Origin of the sequence: Deinococcus hopiensis KR-140, assembly GCF_900176165.1 — a bacterium.
Lineage (GTDB): Bacteria > Deinococcota > Deinococci > Deinococcales > Deinococcaceae > Deinococcus > Deinococcus hopiensis.
In genome coordinates, this window is record NZ_FWWU01000009.1 from 1,221,012 (window position 1) to 1,237,500 (window position 16,489).

The 16,489-nt window shown below is 68.7% G+C and carries 14 protein-coding genes (1 of these 14 running past the window's edge); 9 read left to right on the forward strand and 5 right to left on the reverse strand.

Translation table 11 applies throughout. The features are described from left to right. Positions 1-19 precede the first annotated feature (19 nt). Positions 20-907 carry a manganese efflux transporter MntE gene (gene mntE / locus B9A95_RS19490; protein ID WP_084048801.1) on the reverse strand — a complete coding sequence of 296 codons (888 nt, stop codon included), beginning with the start codon at positions 905-907 and terminating at the stop codon, positions 20-22. Positions 908-1,278: 371 nt separating this feature from the next. Here mntE and B9A95_RS19495 point away from each other — a divergent pair, with 371 nt between their 5' ends. Further along, the gene (locus B9A95_RS19495) at positions 1,279-3,513 is read left to right on the forward strand and encodes an ATP-dependent helicase (protein ID WP_084048802.1); all 2,235 of its coding nucleotides are present in this window, start codon (positions 1,279-1,281) and stop codon (positions 3,511-3,513) included. 810 nt (positions 3,514-4,323) lie between these two features. On the opposite strand, the gene B9A95_RS19500 is transcribed toward B9A95_RS19495, so the two are convergent. Together B9A95_RS19500 and B9A95_RS19505 are read right to left on the reverse strand one after the other, a co-directional pair. Further along, complete coding sequence (locus B9A95_RS19500) at positions 4,324-4,848, reverse strand: NUDIX hydrolase (protein ID WP_084048803.1); 525 nt, start codon at positions 4,846-4,848, stop codon at positions 4,324-4,326. Between the two features lie 56 nt (positions 4,849-4,904). After that, positions 4,905-6,092 (reverse strand): class I SAM-dependent rRNA methyltransferase, encoded by a 1,188-nt coding sequence (locus B9A95_RS19505; protein WP_084048804.1) that lies wholly within the window; start codon positions 6,090-6,092, stop codon positions 4,905-4,907. Positions 6,093-6,179: 87 nt separating this feature from the next. Here B9A95_RS19505 and B9A95_RS19510 point away from each other — a divergent pair, with 87 nt between their 5' ends. Next, positions 6,180-7,520 carry a lasso peptide biosynthesis B2 protein gene (locus B9A95_RS19510; RefSeq protein WP_084048805.1) on the forward strand — a complete coding sequence of 447 codons (1,341 nt, stop codon included), beginning with the start codon at positions 6,180-6,182 and terminating at the stop codon, positions 7,518-7,520. 77 nt (positions 7,521-7,597) lie between these two features. Here the strand turns inward: B9A95_RS19510 and B9A95_RS33980 are convergent, their stop codons facing one another. Continuing rightward, complete coding sequence (locus B9A95_RS33980; protein WP_084048806.1) at positions 7,598-8,461, reverse strand: hypothetical protein; 864 nt, start codon at positions 8,459-8,461, stop codon at positions 7,598-7,600. Next, positions 8,458-8,709: a PqqD family protein gene (locus B9A95_RS19520; RefSeq protein WP_084048807.1), complete on the reverse strand. Its 252-nt coding sequence runs from the start codon at positions 8,707-8,709 to the stop codon at positions 8,458-8,460. Before B9A95_RS19520 ends, B9A95_RS33980 begins: the two co-directional genes overlap by 4 nt. A gap of 175 nt (positions 8,710-8,884) precedes the next feature. Between B9A95_RS19520 and B9A95_RS33985 the strand changes: the two genes are divergently transcribed. The 7 genes from B9A95_RS33985 to hrpB form a co-directional block, all read left to right on the forward strand. Further along, positions 8,885-9,058 carry a hypothetical protein gene (locus B9A95_RS33985; protein ID WP_170928719.1) on the forward strand — a complete coding sequence of 58 codons (174 nt, stop codon included), beginning with the start codon at positions 8,885-8,887 and terminating at the stop codon, positions 9,056-9,058. Positions 9,059-9,095: 37 nt separating this feature from the next. Then, a complete protein-coding gene (locus B9A95_RS19525; protein WP_084048808.1) occupies positions 9,096-12,554 on the forward strand; it encodes an ExeM/NucH family extracellular endonuclease in 3,459 nt (1,152 codons plus the stop codon). 248 nt (positions 12,555-12,802) lie between these two features. Continuing rightward, positions 12,803-12,961, forward strand: coding sequence for a hypothetical protein (locus tag B9A95_RS35600; RefSeq protein ID WP_245808390.1), 159 nt, complete (start codon positions 12,803-12,805; stop codon positions 12,959-12,961). A 10-nt stretch (positions 12,962-12,971) separates the two neighbouring features. Beyond that, a complete protein-coding gene (locus B9A95_RS19535; protein WP_084048809.1) occupies positions 12,972-13,679 on the forward strand; it encodes an SDR family oxidoreductase in 708 nt (235 codons plus the stop codon). Next, positions 13,676-14,650 (forward strand): NAD(P)/FAD-dependent oxidoreductase, encoded by a 975-nt coding sequence (locus tag B9A95_RS19540; RefSeq protein WP_084048810.1) that lies wholly within the window; start codon positions 13,676-13,678, stop codon positions 14,648-14,650. The genes B9A95_RS19535 and B9A95_RS19540 overlap by 4 nt, the downstream gene beginning before the upstream one ends. Before the next feature lie 49 nt (positions 14,651-14,699). Beyond that, positions 14,700-15,350 (forward strand): HAD family hydrolase, encoded by a 651-nt coding sequence (locus B9A95_RS19545; RefSeq protein WP_084048811.1) that lies wholly within the window; start codon positions 14,700-14,702, stop codon positions 15,348-15,350. 34 nt (positions 15,351-15,384) lie between these two features. Further along, positions 15,385-16,489, forward strand: the beginning of a protein-coding gene (gene hrpB, locus B9A95_RS19550; RefSeq protein WP_084048812.1) for an ATP-dependent helicase HrpB. It continues 1,379 nt past the right edge of the window; 1,105 of the gene's 2,484 nt are visible here — the first part of the coding sequence; it begins with the start codon at positions 15,385-15,387; its stop codon lies off the right edge, out of view.

Genomic DNA, 16,489 nt, shown 5'->3' on the forward strand with positions numbered 1-16,489 from the left:
CCCGGCCCTCTTCCGGCCATTACAGCACCAGCACCCCGTGGTGCTTGGCTTTGTCCTGCGGTTCAACGTGGATGGTGACGCTCGCGCCGGGCATCTCGCTCCGCAGGGCTTCCTCCAGGCGATCGCAGATGGCGTGCGCTTCTTGCACAGTCATCTCGCCGGGCACCACGAGGTGGAATTCGACGAAGGTCATCCGGCCCGCGTGCCGGGTCCGCAGGTCGTGCATCTCCAGCGCCCCTTCCGCGTGCTCGCTCATGGTTTGCCGGATGCGGGCGTCCGTCGCCGCGTCCACCCCCGCGTCCATGAGGCCGCCAACCGACTCACGCATCAGGCCCCAGCCGCTCCAGAGGATATTTCCGGCCACCAGCAGCGCCAGGGCCGGGTCCAACCACGCCAGCCCCGTTGCCTGCGCGAGCACCACGCCGACCACCACGCCCACGCTGGTCATCACGTCGGTCAGGATGTGTCGCCCGTCGGCGAGCAGCGCCGGGGACCGGAGCGCCCGTCCCTGCCGCAGCAGCACACCCGCCCAGGCGGCGTTGATCGCGCTCGCCCCGATGTTTACCAGCAGGCCGAGGAGGGGCGCTTCCACCGCCCTCGCGTGCAGGAGGCCGGGGGCCGCCTCGCGCACGATGGCAAGGGCCGCCAGCACGACCAGGACGCCCTCGGCCACCGCGCTGAAATACTCGGCCTTGGTGTGGCCGTAGGGGTGGTTGGCGTCGGCGGGGCGGGACGCCACGTGCAGGGCGATCAGGGCGGCCAGGGCCGCCGCCACGTTGATGATGCTCTCCAGCGCGTCCGAGTACAGGGCCACGCTGCCGGTCAGGGCGTAGGCCAGAAACTTGAGGCCCAGCACGGTGGCGGCCACCACCACGCTGAGCAGGGCCAGTCCCGTCGCGCGCTCCATACGGCCAGCAGCCTAACAGGCCTGGGGGCGGAGCTGAGCACATCGGGCGGGCACCACCGGGGGCAATGCGGGCAGTACCGCAGCGGGAACGGGCGGCGTACAGTGAAGGGGCGCCGCTCCTCCCGCGCCTGCTGGGCGGCCTCCTCGTGCTGGCGCTGTCTCTCGGGGCTGGCGGGGGAGATGGACTTGCGCATCTCCGCTCCTGTTGTCCCCGTTCCGGTGAGCGTTTCTCCCTCTGGACTCCGCCCGGCGAGAAGGTGGGCGCCGGGAATTGTGGAGCGAATGGCGGAAACGCCACTGGACGGAGGGAAACAGAGAGGCGCTCGGCTTCATTACGCCCTGTACGTAACCACCCCTGATACAATCTCCCGGTGACCCTCGCGCCGGACCTGCCCGATTCCCCCCTGCTGTCCCAGCTCAACCCCAACCAGGCGCAGGCCGCCAACCACTACACTGGCCCGGCCCTCGTGATCGCGGGGGCGGGCAGCGGCAAGACGCGCACGCTGATCTACCGTATCGCGCACCTGATCAACCATTACGGCGTAGACCCAGGCGAGATTCTGGCCGTCACCTTTACCAACAAGGCCGCCGCAGAGATGCGCGAGCGGGCCAAGCACCTGATTCATGGGGCCGACCGGTTGTGGATGAGTACCTTTCACTCGGCGGGCGTGCGCATCCTGCGGGCCTACGGCGAACACATCGGGCTGCGCCGGGGCTTTGTCATCTACGACGACGACGATCAGCTCGACCTCCTCAAGGAGATCATGGGGACCATCCCCGGCGTCGGCCCCGACACCAACCCCCGCGTGCTGCGCGGCATTCTGGACCGGGCCAAGAGCAACCTGCTGACGCCGGGAGATCTGGACCGCTCACCTGAGCCCTTTATCAGCGGCTTGCCCCGTGCCGCCGCCGCCGAGGTCTACCGCCGCTACGAGGCGCGCAAGAAGGGCCAGAACGCGATTGACTTCGGCGACCTGATTACGGAAACGGTACGGCTCTTTCGGGAAGTGCCCGGTGTGCTCGACCGGGTGCAGGACCGAGCCCGCTTTATTCATGTGGACGAGTACCAGGATACGAACAAGGCGCAATATGAACTGACGCGGCTTCTCGTAAGTAGAGACCGGAATTTGCTTGTGGTAGGCGACCCTGATCAGTCGATATACAAATTTCGAGGTGCGGATATTCAAAACATCCTCGACTTTCAAAAAGATTATCCCGATGCCAAGGTGTACATGCTGGAGCACAATTACCGTTCCAGTGCCCGCGTGCTCGGACTTGCCAACAAACTGATCGAAAATAATTCAGAGCGTCTGGAAAAGACGTTGCGGGCCGTCAAGGAAGACGGTCACCCCGTGATGTTTCACCGAGCCACCGACCACCGTGCGGAGGGCGACTTCGTCGCCGAGTGGCTGACACGCCTACACGGGGAGGGCCTCAAGTTTACGGACATGGCGGTCCTGTACCGCACCAATGCGCAGTCCCGCGTGATCGAGGAGTCGCTGCGCCGCGTGCAGATTCCGGCGAAGATCGTGGGTGGCCTGAGCTTTTATGATCGGCGTGAGATCAAGGACATCCTCGCCTATGCCCGCCTCGCCATCAATCCTGAAGACGACGTGGCCCTGCGCCGCATCGTCGGGCGGCCCAAGCGTGGAATAGGTGATACGGCGCTGGAGCGGCTGATGGAGTGGGCGAGGATCAACGGGACTTCCCTCCTGACCGCCTGCGCCCATGCCCAGGAGCGCAACATTCTGGACCGGGGCGCGCAGAAGCCGGTGGAGTTCGCCAAACTCATGCACGAGATGAGTGAGGCCGCCGACAATTACGAGCCCGGGCCTTTCCTGCGCTTCGTCGTGGAACACAGCGGTTACCTCGACCTGCTGCGCCAGGAAGGGCAGGAGGGCCAGGTGCGGATGGAGAACCTCGACGAACTCGTCAACGCTGCTGAGGAATGGTCGCAGAGCAACGAGGGCACCATCGCGGACTTCCTCGACGACGCTGCCCTGCTTTCTTCTGTGGACGATATGCGCGCCGGACGCGAGAACAGGGACGTGCCCGAGGACGCCGTGACCCTCATGACCCTGCACAACGCCAAGGGCCTTGAATTTCCCGTGGTCTTTATTGTGGGGACCGAAGAAGGTCTGCTGCCCAGCAAGAACGCGCTTCAGGAGCCCGGAGGCATCGAGGAGGAGCGGCGGCTCTTTTACGTGGGAATCACGCGGGCGATGGACCGCCTGTTCCTGACCGCCGCGCAAAACCGGATGCAGTACGGCAAGACCAACAGCACGGAGGACAGCCGATTTCTGGAAGAACTCGGGGATGGCTTTGATGCGGTGGACCCCTACGGGCAGGTTATCGACTACCGCGCGAAGACCTGGCGCGAGTTTCGCCCCGACGTGCTCACCCGGGCGAGCGCCGTGAAAAACACCAGTCCGATGACTGAAGGGATGGCCTACCGGGGCGGCGAGAAGGTGCGGCACCCCAAGTTTGGGGAAGGTCAGGTGCTTGCCGTGGCGGGCGTGGGAGACCGGCAGGAGGTGACGGTTCACTTCCCGACGGTGGGGGCCAAGAAGCTGCTGGTGAAATTTGCGAACCTGACGAAGATGTAGGGGCAGGGCGTGGAAAGGTCTGGGCCGCAAAACGGTTTTCAGGTCCGCAGGCTCAGAACCTTTTACAGCATTTGTCAAAAAGAAGTTCCCTTTTTGACCGAGCAGGGCGAGTGAAAGTGAACGATCATCGGGGAGAATGGAACCGTGAGGGGCGCCCTTCCACTCGCGGCGGAATTCAGATAAATACTTTAAAGCCTGGTCGCCCAGTACGGGCAGGCGGTTCGGTCTAATGAGAATCTTGACCTTGCGGCTTAGGGCGTTTGCCAAAAGGAGGACTTCTTTTTGACCGAGCAGGGCGAACTTGAATGCGCATGGAGGAGAATGGTGCCGTGAGGAATGCCCTTCCACGCGCGGCCCAATTCGGACAAATGCTCTAAGTCCTGTTTGCAGACGCCACCTCAGCGGCCTGCCTGAATGGTCGGTCCTGACATATGCTGGGCACGGAACTTATGGCGTGTGGCCCGAGGTTACGCTGCCACTGTGGTAAGGATTTCAGCTCATCCGTGATGAAATCACGGGCCAACCCGAGCAGAGCGAGCAGGAAAAACGGTGATGGAGAGGCGCGGAATCGCCGGAGCGAAGCGGAGGATCCGGAAGCCGTATGAGCTGTGCGTCACCGGGACGGGAGGAGAGGCTGGGCGCCGTGTGGCTGGACGCCGGCGAACGCTATTGCGTGGGGAAAAGTCCGTCGTGGGAAGCGATGACGCTTTGGCAGTTCCGCGTGCTGAATGAACACCTGCTTGGTTTGGTCTCCAAGGTCAAGGTGGGGCGATTCTCACCCTCTCCGGTTGAGTGGCCCTCCGACGGGGTCTACCGAAAGACCCGGGTGTCAACCTCCATCTCGGTAGAGGGTGCCTTTGAACCGGGCTTCGGTTGGCCCCGCTCCACCCGGTGAAGCACCTCGCCCGGTCCCACCTTCAGAAACTCGGTGAGGGCGAGGGGGTAGACGGGTCGGCTGGCCGCCTCGGCGATGGGCACCCATTCGCACCAGACGTCTGGATTGTCCAGCACACGAAAGCGCTCCTCGGACAGTTCGGTGGGAGCTTCCATGCGGAAGTAAAAGCCGATCTCGTGCTGGCGCTTCTCAGGCGGGCCGAAGAAGTTCTCCAGTACGCCGACGAGCCGCATCGTCCCTGCGGGGAGGCCAACTTCTTCCTGCCACTCGCGGGCAGCGCAGCTCAGCACGTCTTCCTCCGTTGCCAATGCGCCGCCCGGCAGAAACCAGAAGTCGATGTGGTCCTCGGTGTTCGCCAGCACCCGGTCCCCGCGCACGCAGAGGATGGCGACGCGCACGCTGAATTTGACATTCCCGAGGGGCAGACGGATATCGGTCATGGGCGCAGTCTGCCCTGGAGGGACGGCGGGGGGCATCCTGCTTTTGGCGGAGGGGGTCAGGGTTCCTTTTGCAGCAGGATGCTCTTGAGGTACAGACTTTCGGGCACGCTCAGCAACTGGGGATGGTCGGCGGGCTGGTAGGTCACCGCCACCACTTCTGCGCCGCAGTTCGCCTCGCCCGCCGCCACCCGCGCGGCGTCGAGCAGGTCGTCCACCCGGATGTAATGCGCGCAGGTGCTGATCAGCAGGTGCCCGCCAGGCCGCATCATCCGCAGGGCGTGGGCCGCCCCGTCCGTAAAGATGCGTTTGGCGCGCGGCACGTCGTCCTTGCGTTTGGCGAGGGTGGGCGGGTCGAGCACCACGGCGCCAAAGGTGCGCTTCTCGCGTTCGAGGGCCCTCAGTGTTTCCAGCGCGTCGCCCCAGCGCACACCCACCTTGACACCGTTCTCGCGGGCCTCGCGTTCCAGTACGGCCAGGGCCTTGTCGTCCTTGTCGAGGGCCACGGGCACCGCCCCCGCCCGTGCGGCGTGCAGGCTGAAACCCCCAGTGTAGGAATAGACGTCCAGAAAGCCCTCGCCCAGCTGTACCAGGGAGCGCATCAGGCGGCGGTTGTCGCGCTGATCGAGAAAAAAGCCGGTCTTCTGCGCGTCCATGGGCGCAAAGTGCAGGGCGAGGTCGTCTTCGTGAAAGGTCACGCGCTCCGGCACATCGCCCCACAGAACGCCGGTGTTCAGCTCCAGCCCCTCGCGGCGGCGCTCGCCCGTGTCGCTGCGCTCGAAGGCCGCGGCCGCGCCCGTCTCCTCGCGCAGGGCCCGCAGGACCAGGTCCCGGTGACGCTCCACCCCGGCATTGCGCAGCTGGACGCTTAGGACGTCGCCGAATCTGTCGGCCACCACGCCCGGCATGCCGTCGGCCTCCGCGTGGAGCACGCGCATCGCGTCGGTCCCGGTGATTCGCCCCGCCCGGCGTTCCAGCGCCCGGCGAACGCGCGAGCGGTAGAATTTCAGGTCAATGTCCTCCTTGCTCCACGTCAGCATTCGCAGCGGCGTCGCACCCTGGGGGTTGAAGTAGCCCAACCCGAGCAGGGCGCGGTCCGGGGCACGGACCTCCACCACCTCGCCGGGGAGGATGCCCGCGTCCGCCTCTCCGATGTCTCCGGTGTGGCCGAACGGATACCGCCCGGTGATGCGCCGCACCGCGCCGGGTTTCAGGGTCACGCTGGCCCGCTTGCTCGCCTTCGTCATGTCCGCAGGGTAGCAGGGGGACGGTCCTTCTCCTGACGGCCCACCCCACCGCGGCCGCCGCAAGTGGCATGCTGAGGCCGCCTCACCATGACCCTACCTGATCCCAGCATCCTCGTCCGAGCCCTGACCACCGATCCACCCCAGATCGGGCCTGAAGACGTGCCGCACCTGCTTGCTGCGGGGCTGGCAGGGCAGGTGCGAATGCGGCTACCGCAGGACCATCCCCTGCGGGCAGCTTTGCGGCCCGGTCAGCTGGCCCTCGGCGCGCGGCACGCCCTGATTCGCGCCGAGGTGCGGCTCCTGCTGGCCGCCTGGGCACGGGAGGGTATCCCGGCCATGCTGTTCAAGGGCTTCGCGCTGGCCGAGTTCGAGTACGGCACGCCGGGCGAGCGCTTTTACGGGGACGTGGACGTCCTGATTCCCGAAGACCCCACCACCGTGATGAGGGCCGTTCATATCGCCATTTCGCACGGCTGGCGCAGCGATGGGCAGCACGCCGCGCCAGAGCGCTGGACCCACGAGAGCGCGCACCTGTTCAGCCCCGGGGGACAGGTGCGGCTGGACGTTCACCGCTTCGCCGTGGGCTGGGTCTCCGGCACCCAGGAGCGGGTGCGCCGGGTCACGGCGGCGCTGTGGGCGAAGGCGGGAGCGGTGGACTGGGCGGGGGTGCCCGTCTGGCGGCCCGATCTGGTGGACGCGGTGGTCTTCAACCTCGCGCTGGGTCGGCAGTGGAGCGGGGACGTGGGTGGCCTCAAGCCCGCCGACTACGCCGATCTGCAGCGGCTGACGGCCCGGCACGCCCTGACGGGGACGCAACTGGCGGCCCGGGCGCGAGAGGTGGGAGCCACGCATACCTGGGCCGCGTTCCGGGAAGCGTGCGATCCACTGGAGCGGCACTTCGCGCTGGGGAGCCCAGACGTGGGCCCCACGCTGGTCCGTGCAGTGCAGCGCGACGGCCTGCTGGGCCGGCGGGCGGTCTGGCAACGGCGGCTGATCCGGCTGCCCCGCCTGCTGCGCTGGCTGCCCCGCCTGCTGCCCGACGCGTTCGCCGCCTGGTGGGCGGTCCGGTCCGGGGGCGACCCCCGCGTTCCCCTGGCCCGCTGGACGCCCGCGTCCCCCCCGCGCCCGCTGGCGCTGGCCGAGGTGCAGGACGCTGTGCTGGCGGCGGGATGGCTGACCCGGCTGCTGTATCCCCGGCAGTCGAGGGTGGGGACCTGCGTGCCGCGCGCCTACACCACCTACCGGGCGCTGCGCCGCCTGGGCCACCCGGTGGTGTTCGTCAGTGGGGTGGCCCGCACGTCCCGGGGCATTCAGGGGCACGCCTGGGTGGAGGACGCGCACGGCACCATCGACGCTTACGAGGAGCCCCTCAACCGCGAGCGCTTTCCCGAGGTGTTTCACTTTCCGGCCGGAGAGCGCTGTCCCTGAGGGGGAGAGTCAGGGGTGGCCCGGAATCCGTTTCTCTACGTCTCGCCCTGCTCGGATTGAATCCCTCCGCAGACGGTTCAATCCGAGGCAATATTGAGGTGCGTCCGCGTCAGCTCCAGCGCGTCTTCCCGCGCCGTGCCCAGCACCGGGAGGTGAGGCAGCAGCGCCGTGACGCCAGCTGCCGACCTCTGCCTGCCCGTCATTGTGAGCGGCACGCCCGTTGCCTCCCAGAGCGCGCGGACCCGTTCGGCAGCGGTGGGGTGGGCAGGCAGACCGAAGGCGAGCAGGGCCGAGAGAACCGCCTGCCCGCCCGGACGGGTCAGGGGCAGCAGGAGTTTGCCGTGGACATCGTGCCCAACGGCCTGGGGCAGCAGGTGGGGGGCAAAGCGGCGCACGCTGTCCTCATAGGCGCGCAGGTGGGTGTCGAAACCGACGGTGCAGCGTTCCGGGCTGACCCAGGCGTGGTCCTCGGCCAGGACCTGGAGCCCGGTCCCCGCGAGCCGCAGGGCCGCCGTGCTCTTGCCCGCGCCGCTCACGCCCGTGATCGCCACCGCCCGTCCAGCGTGGGCGAGGACCGAGGCGTGGAGCGGTAGCCAGCCGCCCGCCCGGTGCGCCTCCACGAAGGCGAGCGTCCAGGCGGCCTCGGAGGCGTCCGGGGTCACCGTGATGGTCGCGCCGCGTTCCCGGACCTCCAGATGCAGTTTCTCGCCCAGCCACAGGGCGTCGCCGTCCGCCCAGACGGAGAGGGTCTGATCGGCAACGGCCACCGGAGTGGGAGAGAGGTGCGGCACGGCGGGAACAGGGCCCTGAGCAATCTGGAGTTCACGCTGGAGGGGTCCACCCGCGCTGTACCCCCAGCGCCCACGCAGCGCGCCCAGCAGGGCGGCGTCCAGTCCGCTCGCCGTGACCCTCGCGTTCAGGCTGGTCCAATCCCGGGTCACGTCCGGCGCACCACGCCCCGAGCGGCGAGCTCCGCGAGCAGGGCGCGGGCGTCCGCCTCGGCCTGGGTGATGTCGACCTCGAAGGCGGCGCAGAGGGCCGCCACCACGGCCTCGGGGGTGCCGGGCAGGGCCAGCCACGCAGCGCGGCCCGTGGCGTTGAGGCTGAACATCAGGCCCTGACCCGCGTGCATCAGGATCAGCTCGTCACCCAGATCGGTGACGAGGACGTCGGGGTCCGTTTCCCACATACCCGGCAGGGTAGCGTGCCGCGCCGGAAAGCGGAACGCGGTGGGCGCGGCAGAAACAGGCCTGACAATTTGTCCCCTATACTGCGGCGGCCCCAACACCCAGAACGCCCGCACCCGCCGGGGTGTTCTGCATGTCTGCAAGATTGTGCCGGCCCCAAGACCCCGAGGAAATGCCATGAAATCTGACGCCCACCCCATTGTTCCCCAGCCTGCCCCCCCCACCCCCCGCTCGCCCTATACCCCCCCGCGTGTGGCGGTCCTGGGGCCCTGGCAGGCCGTGACCCTGCTGTACACGGTGCCCATTGCCCCGGGGGGGCGGTCCGTCTTCCCGCCGGATTCGCACTTCTGATGCCCTGCCTCCCCCTCTGCGCTCCAGGAGCCACGACATGACCCGATCCGCACGCAAGACGCCCTTTACGCCCCACCGGTCGCTGCTCGCCGGACTGCTCGCCCTGGCCTCCTGCAGTCAGGTGCCGCAGGTTGCCGTGCCCGCTGCGCCCGCCATCCCCACCCGCGCACCCCTGAAGAGCCTGGGCGTGTACGAACTGAGCGTCACCGGAGCGAACACCGCCAGCCCCTCGGCGACCATTCGCCCAACCGGGCTCCAGGGACAGGCGCAGGAGGTGGGCGGCCTGACCTTCGCCCCGGTCTCCTTCGGCACCTTTACCGACGAGGCCACCCGCACCCGCCACCTGCGCGCGACCTTCCGGGTCACAAACGGCTCCGGCCAGGCGCTGACCGCCCCCGCCTATATCCCGCTGGACACCGAGGGCACGGGCGCTACGGTGGGCAACACGCCCTTCCTCGGCGTGCAGTATTTCGACGGCTCGGACGCTTCTGCGCGGGCGGGCGACATTGCCGTGGATACGCCCCGGCGGGTGAACAGCGCCACGGGCGCGATCGAGGCTGATCCATCCGCCACCCCGCTCGTGGGCAACCTGAACGCTGGAGACCTGCAGGTGAGCGTGCCCGCCGGGCAGCAACTCGCGGGCGTGGCGCACCAGGGCTGGCAGGGCGGGGCCGTGGCTCCCGGGGGCGAGCAGGTGGTGACCTTCGCGGCCAAGGTTCCGATGGCCGCCTCATCCGCGCAGGACCCCTTCGCCTTCCGGCTGGTGTTTAGCGTGGCGGACAACCCCGGCACCCTCTCCCTCACGAATGTGGCGGACGTGCAGGGCACCACGGCAAGCGGCGACGCGCCGAGTCCCCTCGCCGGACAGGGCGTGACGGTGGAGGGCGTGGTCACGCTCGTCGCCCCCGGCCTGAGCGGGTACTTCCTGCAGGAAGAGGGCCTGGACGCGGACGGAAAGGCCGACACCAGCGACGGCCTCTTTGTGTTTTGCGGCCAGAGCTGCCCCACCCTCAGCGCCGGGGACCGTGTGCGCGCCTCCGGGACGGTGGCCGAGTTCCGGCGGTCGTACACCTACAACAAGGGTCAGCCCAGCGAGGTGGTGGTGACGGCCCCCGCCGCCGTCACGCAGCTCACGAACACCACCACCACCCTGCTGGCGAGCGGCAATGCCCTGCCCGCTCCCGTGGTCCTCGCGCCGGACGCACCCGAGGCGGACCGCGAGCGGTACGAGGGGATGCGGGTACGGACCACGGGTGTGGTGACGAACAACTTTCCCCTGGGCCGCTTCGGCAGCGTGGATCTGGCGACGGCCCGCATCTCCAATTACACGCAGCTCAACGCTCCGGACAAAACGGGCTACGCCGCGTTCCTGGCCGACCTGCCCAACCGGGCGCTGCGGGTGGACGACGTGAGCACCGCGCAGAACCCGGCGGGCGTGTTTGGCCGCGGGGGGCAGCCCCTGAGCGCGGGCAACACCCTGCGCGGCGGAGACACCGGGGACGTGACGGGCGTGCTGCACTACGATCACGACGGCTATGGCAACCGCAGCGGCAGCGCCTTCGCCTACCGCGTGGAGGCGCAGAGCGCGCAGTTCACGCCCACCAATCCCCGCCTCAGCACGCCCGAGAACGTGGGGGGCAGCCTGCGCGTGGCGAGCATGAACGTGCTGAACTTCTTCACCACGCTCGACGGCACCGGCAACACCTGCACGGCGGGCGGCACAGGCTCGGGGGGCACCACCTCCGGCCAGGCCCCACGGGGCGCGAACACCTGCGACGAGTTCTCCCGCCAGCGCCAGAAGATCGTGAGCGCCATCCGGGGCCTGAACCCCGACGTGCTGGGCGTGCTGGAAATGCAAAACGACTTCAGCCGGGGCGCGGACAGCTCCATCGCCAACCTGGTGGGGGCGCTGAACGATCCGGCCACCGGAGGTACGGCGGGGCAGTTCGCCTACGTCAACCCGGGGCACAACGTGGGCACCGACGCGATCAGCGTGGCCCTGATCTACCAGCCCGCCCGCGTGCAGCCCGTAGGTCAGCTCGCCATCCTCGACAACACGGTGGACCCCACCTACACCGACACCTGCAATCGCCCCACCCTCGCGCAGACCTTCCAGAGTGCCGCGAACGGGGGCCGCTTCACGGCCGTGATGGCGCACCTCAAGAGCAAGGGCAGCGCGTGTGGGACGCTGGGCGACGCAGACCAGGGCGACGGCCAGGGCAACGGCTACGAGGCCCGGCAAAACGCTGCCACCGCCATCGTGAACTGGCTGAGCACCCACCCCACGGGCGTGGCCGAAGACGACCGCATCCTGATGGGCGACCTGAACGCCTACCGCATGGAAGTGCCGCTCCAGACGCTGAACGCGGGTGGCTACGGCAACCTGTTCGGGCCGGAGAGCTACTCGTACCAGTTTGACTCACAGTGGGGCAGCCTGGACCACGCCCTCGCCACGGCCAGCCTGAGCGCGCAGGTGACGGGGCAGACGAAGTGGCACATCAATTCTGACGAGCCCACCGTGCTGGACTACAACACCGAGTTCAAGACGGCGGCGCAGCAGGGCAGCCTCTATGCGCCGGATCCCTTCCGCTCCAGCGATCACGATCCCCTCCTGATCGGGCTGAACCTGACGCCCGACGCGCCCATCGTCTCCAACCCCGCCCCCACGGTGGTGCTCACGCCCGATACCGACAGCGCGGCGGTGACGGTGGGCGGCTCCAGCGTGTCCCGGAGCTTTACCGCCGTGGGCACGAACGCCACGGGCAACCTGACCGTGACCGTCACGCCCCAGGGTGGAGCCCCGGCGCTGGTGACGGCCCCGGCCACGGCCACCAGCGGCACGCCCTTCAAGGTCACGGTGTTCGCTCCCACCGGGACCACGCCCGGCACCTACACCTACGGGCTGAAGGCCGGGGACAGCGGCGCGAGCGACACCAGCACGCTGACGGTGACGGTGACGGCGGGGACGGGCGGAGGCGCGGCGGCCCAGCCCTGGATCAACGAGTTCCACTACGACAACGCCGGTCCAGACGCCAACGAGTTTGTGGAGGTCGTGGTGCCGTCCGGCGTGGACCCGGCCAACCTGAAGGTCTACCTGTATAACGGCAACCCCGCCCAGCTGAAGCTGTACGGCGTGACTTCCGGATATGCCCTGGGTACGGGTGCAGCCTCCGGAAGCTACACCGTCCATACGGTGAACATCCCGGCGAGCACCGGTCTGCAAAATGGCAATCTGGCGGGGAACGAGCCCGACGGCATCGCCCTGTGTGAGGGCACCACCCTCGTCGAATTTCTGAGCTACGAGGGCACCTTCACGCCCACCGACGGTTGCGCCGCTGGCGCCCAGAGCACCAACGTGGGTGTGGTGGAAGACGGCAGTGCGGGCGGCACTTCCATCCAGCGCAGCGGAACCGGAAGCAAAGCGGCCGACTTCTCCTGGAGCGTCGCCACCCCGGCCTCGGCGGGAGCGGTGAACGCCGGACAGACGCTGAACTGAGCCTCATGGCCCCGCCACCTCGCCCCCGGGCGGGGTGGTTTTCTCTATGCTCGCGGTATGGCTGCTCCTTCCCGGCCCAGTCTCACGCCCTGCCTCGGCCAGCGGGGGCGCGGGGTGGACCGTCCAATGGGCAGCGTGCATCCGTGCTGGCCCAGGCCCGTCTATCCCGTCAATGACAGTGGGTTGCCGGGCACCGTCAGCGGCGACGCTCAGCCATCGACGCCTCCCTGCTGGGGTGGTCCGGGCCGGTGCGGGAGGCCGAGGGCACGGTCACGGCAGTTCTCGTGCGGGTCGACGACGATGAGGACAAACTGGTGGTTCTTCACGAAAATGGGTGGACAGACGCGGAGATCATGAAGGCCGTGTGGTTTCAGGAGAGGTATTTCGGCACGCGCCTCGTGCGCTAGGGTTCACCCCATGACCGAGGCAAAACGGCCCGTAACCCTGATCACCGGCGCGACGGGCGGCATCGGCGTGGCGCTGGCCCGCGCCCTCTCGGGGGCCCATGGCCTCATCCTGCAGGGGCGCGATGGGGAACGCCTGGAAGCCCTCTGCGCCGAGGTGGATGGACGGCCCCTCCTCCTTGACCTGACGAAGCCAGCGACGTTTGCGGAAGCTGTGGCTGGACTGGAGCGGGTTACCAACGTGGTCCACAACGCTGGGGTGGTGGAACTGGGCGCGGTGGAGGAGCAGGGGCACGAGGTCTGGACGCACACCCTGGCGGTCAACGTGGTGGCCCCAGCGGCCCTCACGCGGGCGCTGCTGCCCCGGGTGCGGGACGAGCGGGGTACCTTCGTGTTCGTGAACAGTGGGGCGGGCCTACAGGCGAATGCCGGGTGGGGCAGCTACGCGGCGAGCAAGTTTGCCCTGAAGGCCCTGGCCGATTCACTGCGCGCCGAGGAAGCCGCGCACGGCGTCCGCGTTTCTACCGTCTATCCGGGACGCACAGCGGGCCCCATGCAGCAGAAGGTCCGCGAGCAGGAGGGCGGTCCCTACGACGGGGCGACCTACCTGCGCGCCGAGACGGTGGCTGCCACCATCCGCTTCGTGCTGGACGCCCCCAGGGATGCGACGCTGCCCGATGTCGGCGTGCGGCCCGGACCGGGCCAGGGGGCAAAGGGATGAGCGCCGCCTTGCCACTCGCCCGGCAGGACTACGACGCCATCGTTATTGGCGCGGGTCCGGCAGGACTAAACGCGTCCCTGGTGCTGGGCGGAGCGGGGCGTGAGACGCTGCTGCTCGACGGCGGGCCACCGCGCAACCTCAAGGCGCGGGCGGCGCACGGGGTCTTTACCCGCGACGGGGCCACGCCCACCCACCTCAAAACGCTCGGCCTGGGGGACCTTGCCACCTATCCGGTGACGGTCTACCCTGGCCTCGCGCGGGAAGCGGTGGCGGTGCCCGAAGGCTTTGCGCTGCGCCTGGACAGCGGCTGGGTACGGGCGCGGCGGCTGCTGTTCGCCACAGGGGTGCGCGACGTGCTGCCGAACGTGCCCGGCCTGCGCGAGCGCTGGGGGTACACGGTCCACCACTGCCCCTACTGCGACGGCTGGCCGTGCCGGGACCTGGCCCTCGGCGTGCTGGGATCCGGCCAGGAGGGGCACCACCTCGCGCTCAGCGTGCGCTCGTGGTCTCCCCGGGTGATCCTGCTGACCGACGGCCCCGACGAATTGACGGACGAGCAGCGTGAGGACCTGCGGCGGGTGGGCATTCCCGTTCGTACCGCACCCATCCTGCGCCTGGGGGGCCAGGACGATGTGCGGATACGCTTTCGGGGAGGCGGGAGCCTATGTTTGGACGCCCTGTTTCTCAATCCCACCCAGGCCCAGAACAGCACCCTGCCGGCCGCGCTGGGCTGCGAGCTGAACGGGAAGAGCCGCGTGGTGGTCAACGAGAACGGCATGACGAGCGTGCGTGGCCTCTGGGCAGCAGGCGACATGACGGGCGCGCCCCAGTACGTCATGAGCGCGGCGTCAAGCGGCATGACGGCGGCCGTGTCCCTGAACACCACCCTCATCCATGAGGAGGTGCGCCAGCTGGGCGCGGCCTTTCACAAGTCGCTGGATGGGGAGACGGGAGAAGGGGAAGCGTCGTGATCTGAACCGGGCGTGGAGCCGGGCGGCGTCCCGTGCGTACCATCCGGACATGACCCGCTCTGTCCGCGCCGTTCTCTTCGATCTCGACGGCACCCTCCACGACCGCGCCGCCACCATCCGCGAGTGGCTGGTGGGCCACACCGGGCGCCACGCCCTCCCCGCTGGGTACGCCGAACGTTTTACCGAACTCGACGACTTCGGTTACCGTCCCAAGCGGGAAGTCATGTTCCTCCTCGCGCGCGAATTCGGCCTGACGCACGATCCGGAGGTGCTGCTGGAAGACTTCTGGGCCCACGCCTTCAGGGCTCCCGTCCCCATGCCCCATACGCACGACGTTCTGCGCGAATTGCGGGCACGCGGCGTCCTCGTCGGCATCGTGACGAACGGGTGGGCGGACAAGCAGCGGCAGACACTGGTGGGGTTGAGGTTGGAAGGCCTGGTGGACGACGTGGTAATCAGCAAGGAAGTGGGGCTGAGCAAGCCCGATGCGTCCATCTACCGCCTGGCACTCGGGCGCCTCGGGGTGGACGCGGCAGCCACCTGGTTCGTGGGTGACTCGCCCCGCAACGACGTGTGGGGACCGCAACAGGTGGGGATGCGCGCGGCGTATCTGCCCACCGGACACGGACTGAATGGCGAGGTGCCGGAAGCGACGCTGCGGAACGTGCGGGACGTGCTGGACCTGATTTCCGACGGCTGATGGCTGGCCCCTGACCGCTTGCTACCATGCCCCCGTGCCCTTTCCCGATCTCCCCGTCGCCGAGGTGCTGCCCGAACTGCGCGCGGCGCTGGCGCGGCACCCGCTCGTGGTGCTGCAGGCCCCGCCCGGCGCAGGCAAGAGTACGGCCCTGCCCCTCGCCCTGCTGGATGAGGCCTGGCTGGCTGGTGGCCAGGTCATCATGCTGCAGCCTCGCCGGGTGGCCGCCCGCGTCGTCGCCGCACGTTTGAGCGAAGGGCTGGGCGAGGAGGTGGGCGGGACCGTCGGTTTGCGCGTGCGCTTCGAGTCGCGCGTATCGGCCCGGACCCGCATTGAGGTGGTTACCGAGGGCATCCTCACCCGCCGCCTCCAACGGGACCCGGAACTGGGTGGCGTCGGCCTGGTCATCCTCGATGAGTTCCACGAGCGCTCGCTAAACGCGGACCTCGCTCTGGCCCTGCTGCGCGAGGTGCAGGGGGCGCTGCGCGAGGACCTGCGCGTGCTGATCATGAGCGCCACCCTCGACCCGGCCCTACCCACACGGTTGGACGCCCCCCTGATCCAGAGTGCCGGCCGCGCCTACCCCGTGGAGGTGCGTTACCTGGGCACCGATCCGGTGGGGCGAATAGAGGACGCCGTGGCCCGCCAGGTCCGTGAGGCGCTGGAAGGCCACCCGGAGGGCGACATTCTCGCCTTCCTCCCCGGCGTGCGTGAGATTCGGGGCGGCATGGCGGCGCTGGCCGGAGTGGACGCCGAGGTGCTGCCCCTCTACGGCGATCTGCCCTTGGCCGAGCAGTGCCGCGCCCTGCTGCCAGGCACGGGTGGACGGCGGCGGGTGGTCCTCGCCACCTCCATTGCGGAAACGTCGCTCACCCTGTCCGGCGTGCGGGTGGTGGTGGACGGGGGGCTCAGCCGCACCCAGCGCTTCGATCCGGGCACGGGCCTGACCCGCATGGTCACCACCCGCGTCACCCGCGACGCCGCCGAGCAGCGGGCCGGCCGCGCGGGCCGAACCGCTCCCGGTACCGCCTACCGCCTGTGGAGCGAACGTACCCAGGCCGCCCTCGCCGGTGCCCGCCCGCCCGAGGTGCTGGAGGCGGACCTCGCGCCCCTCACGCTGGAACTCGCCGGATGGGGTGTTC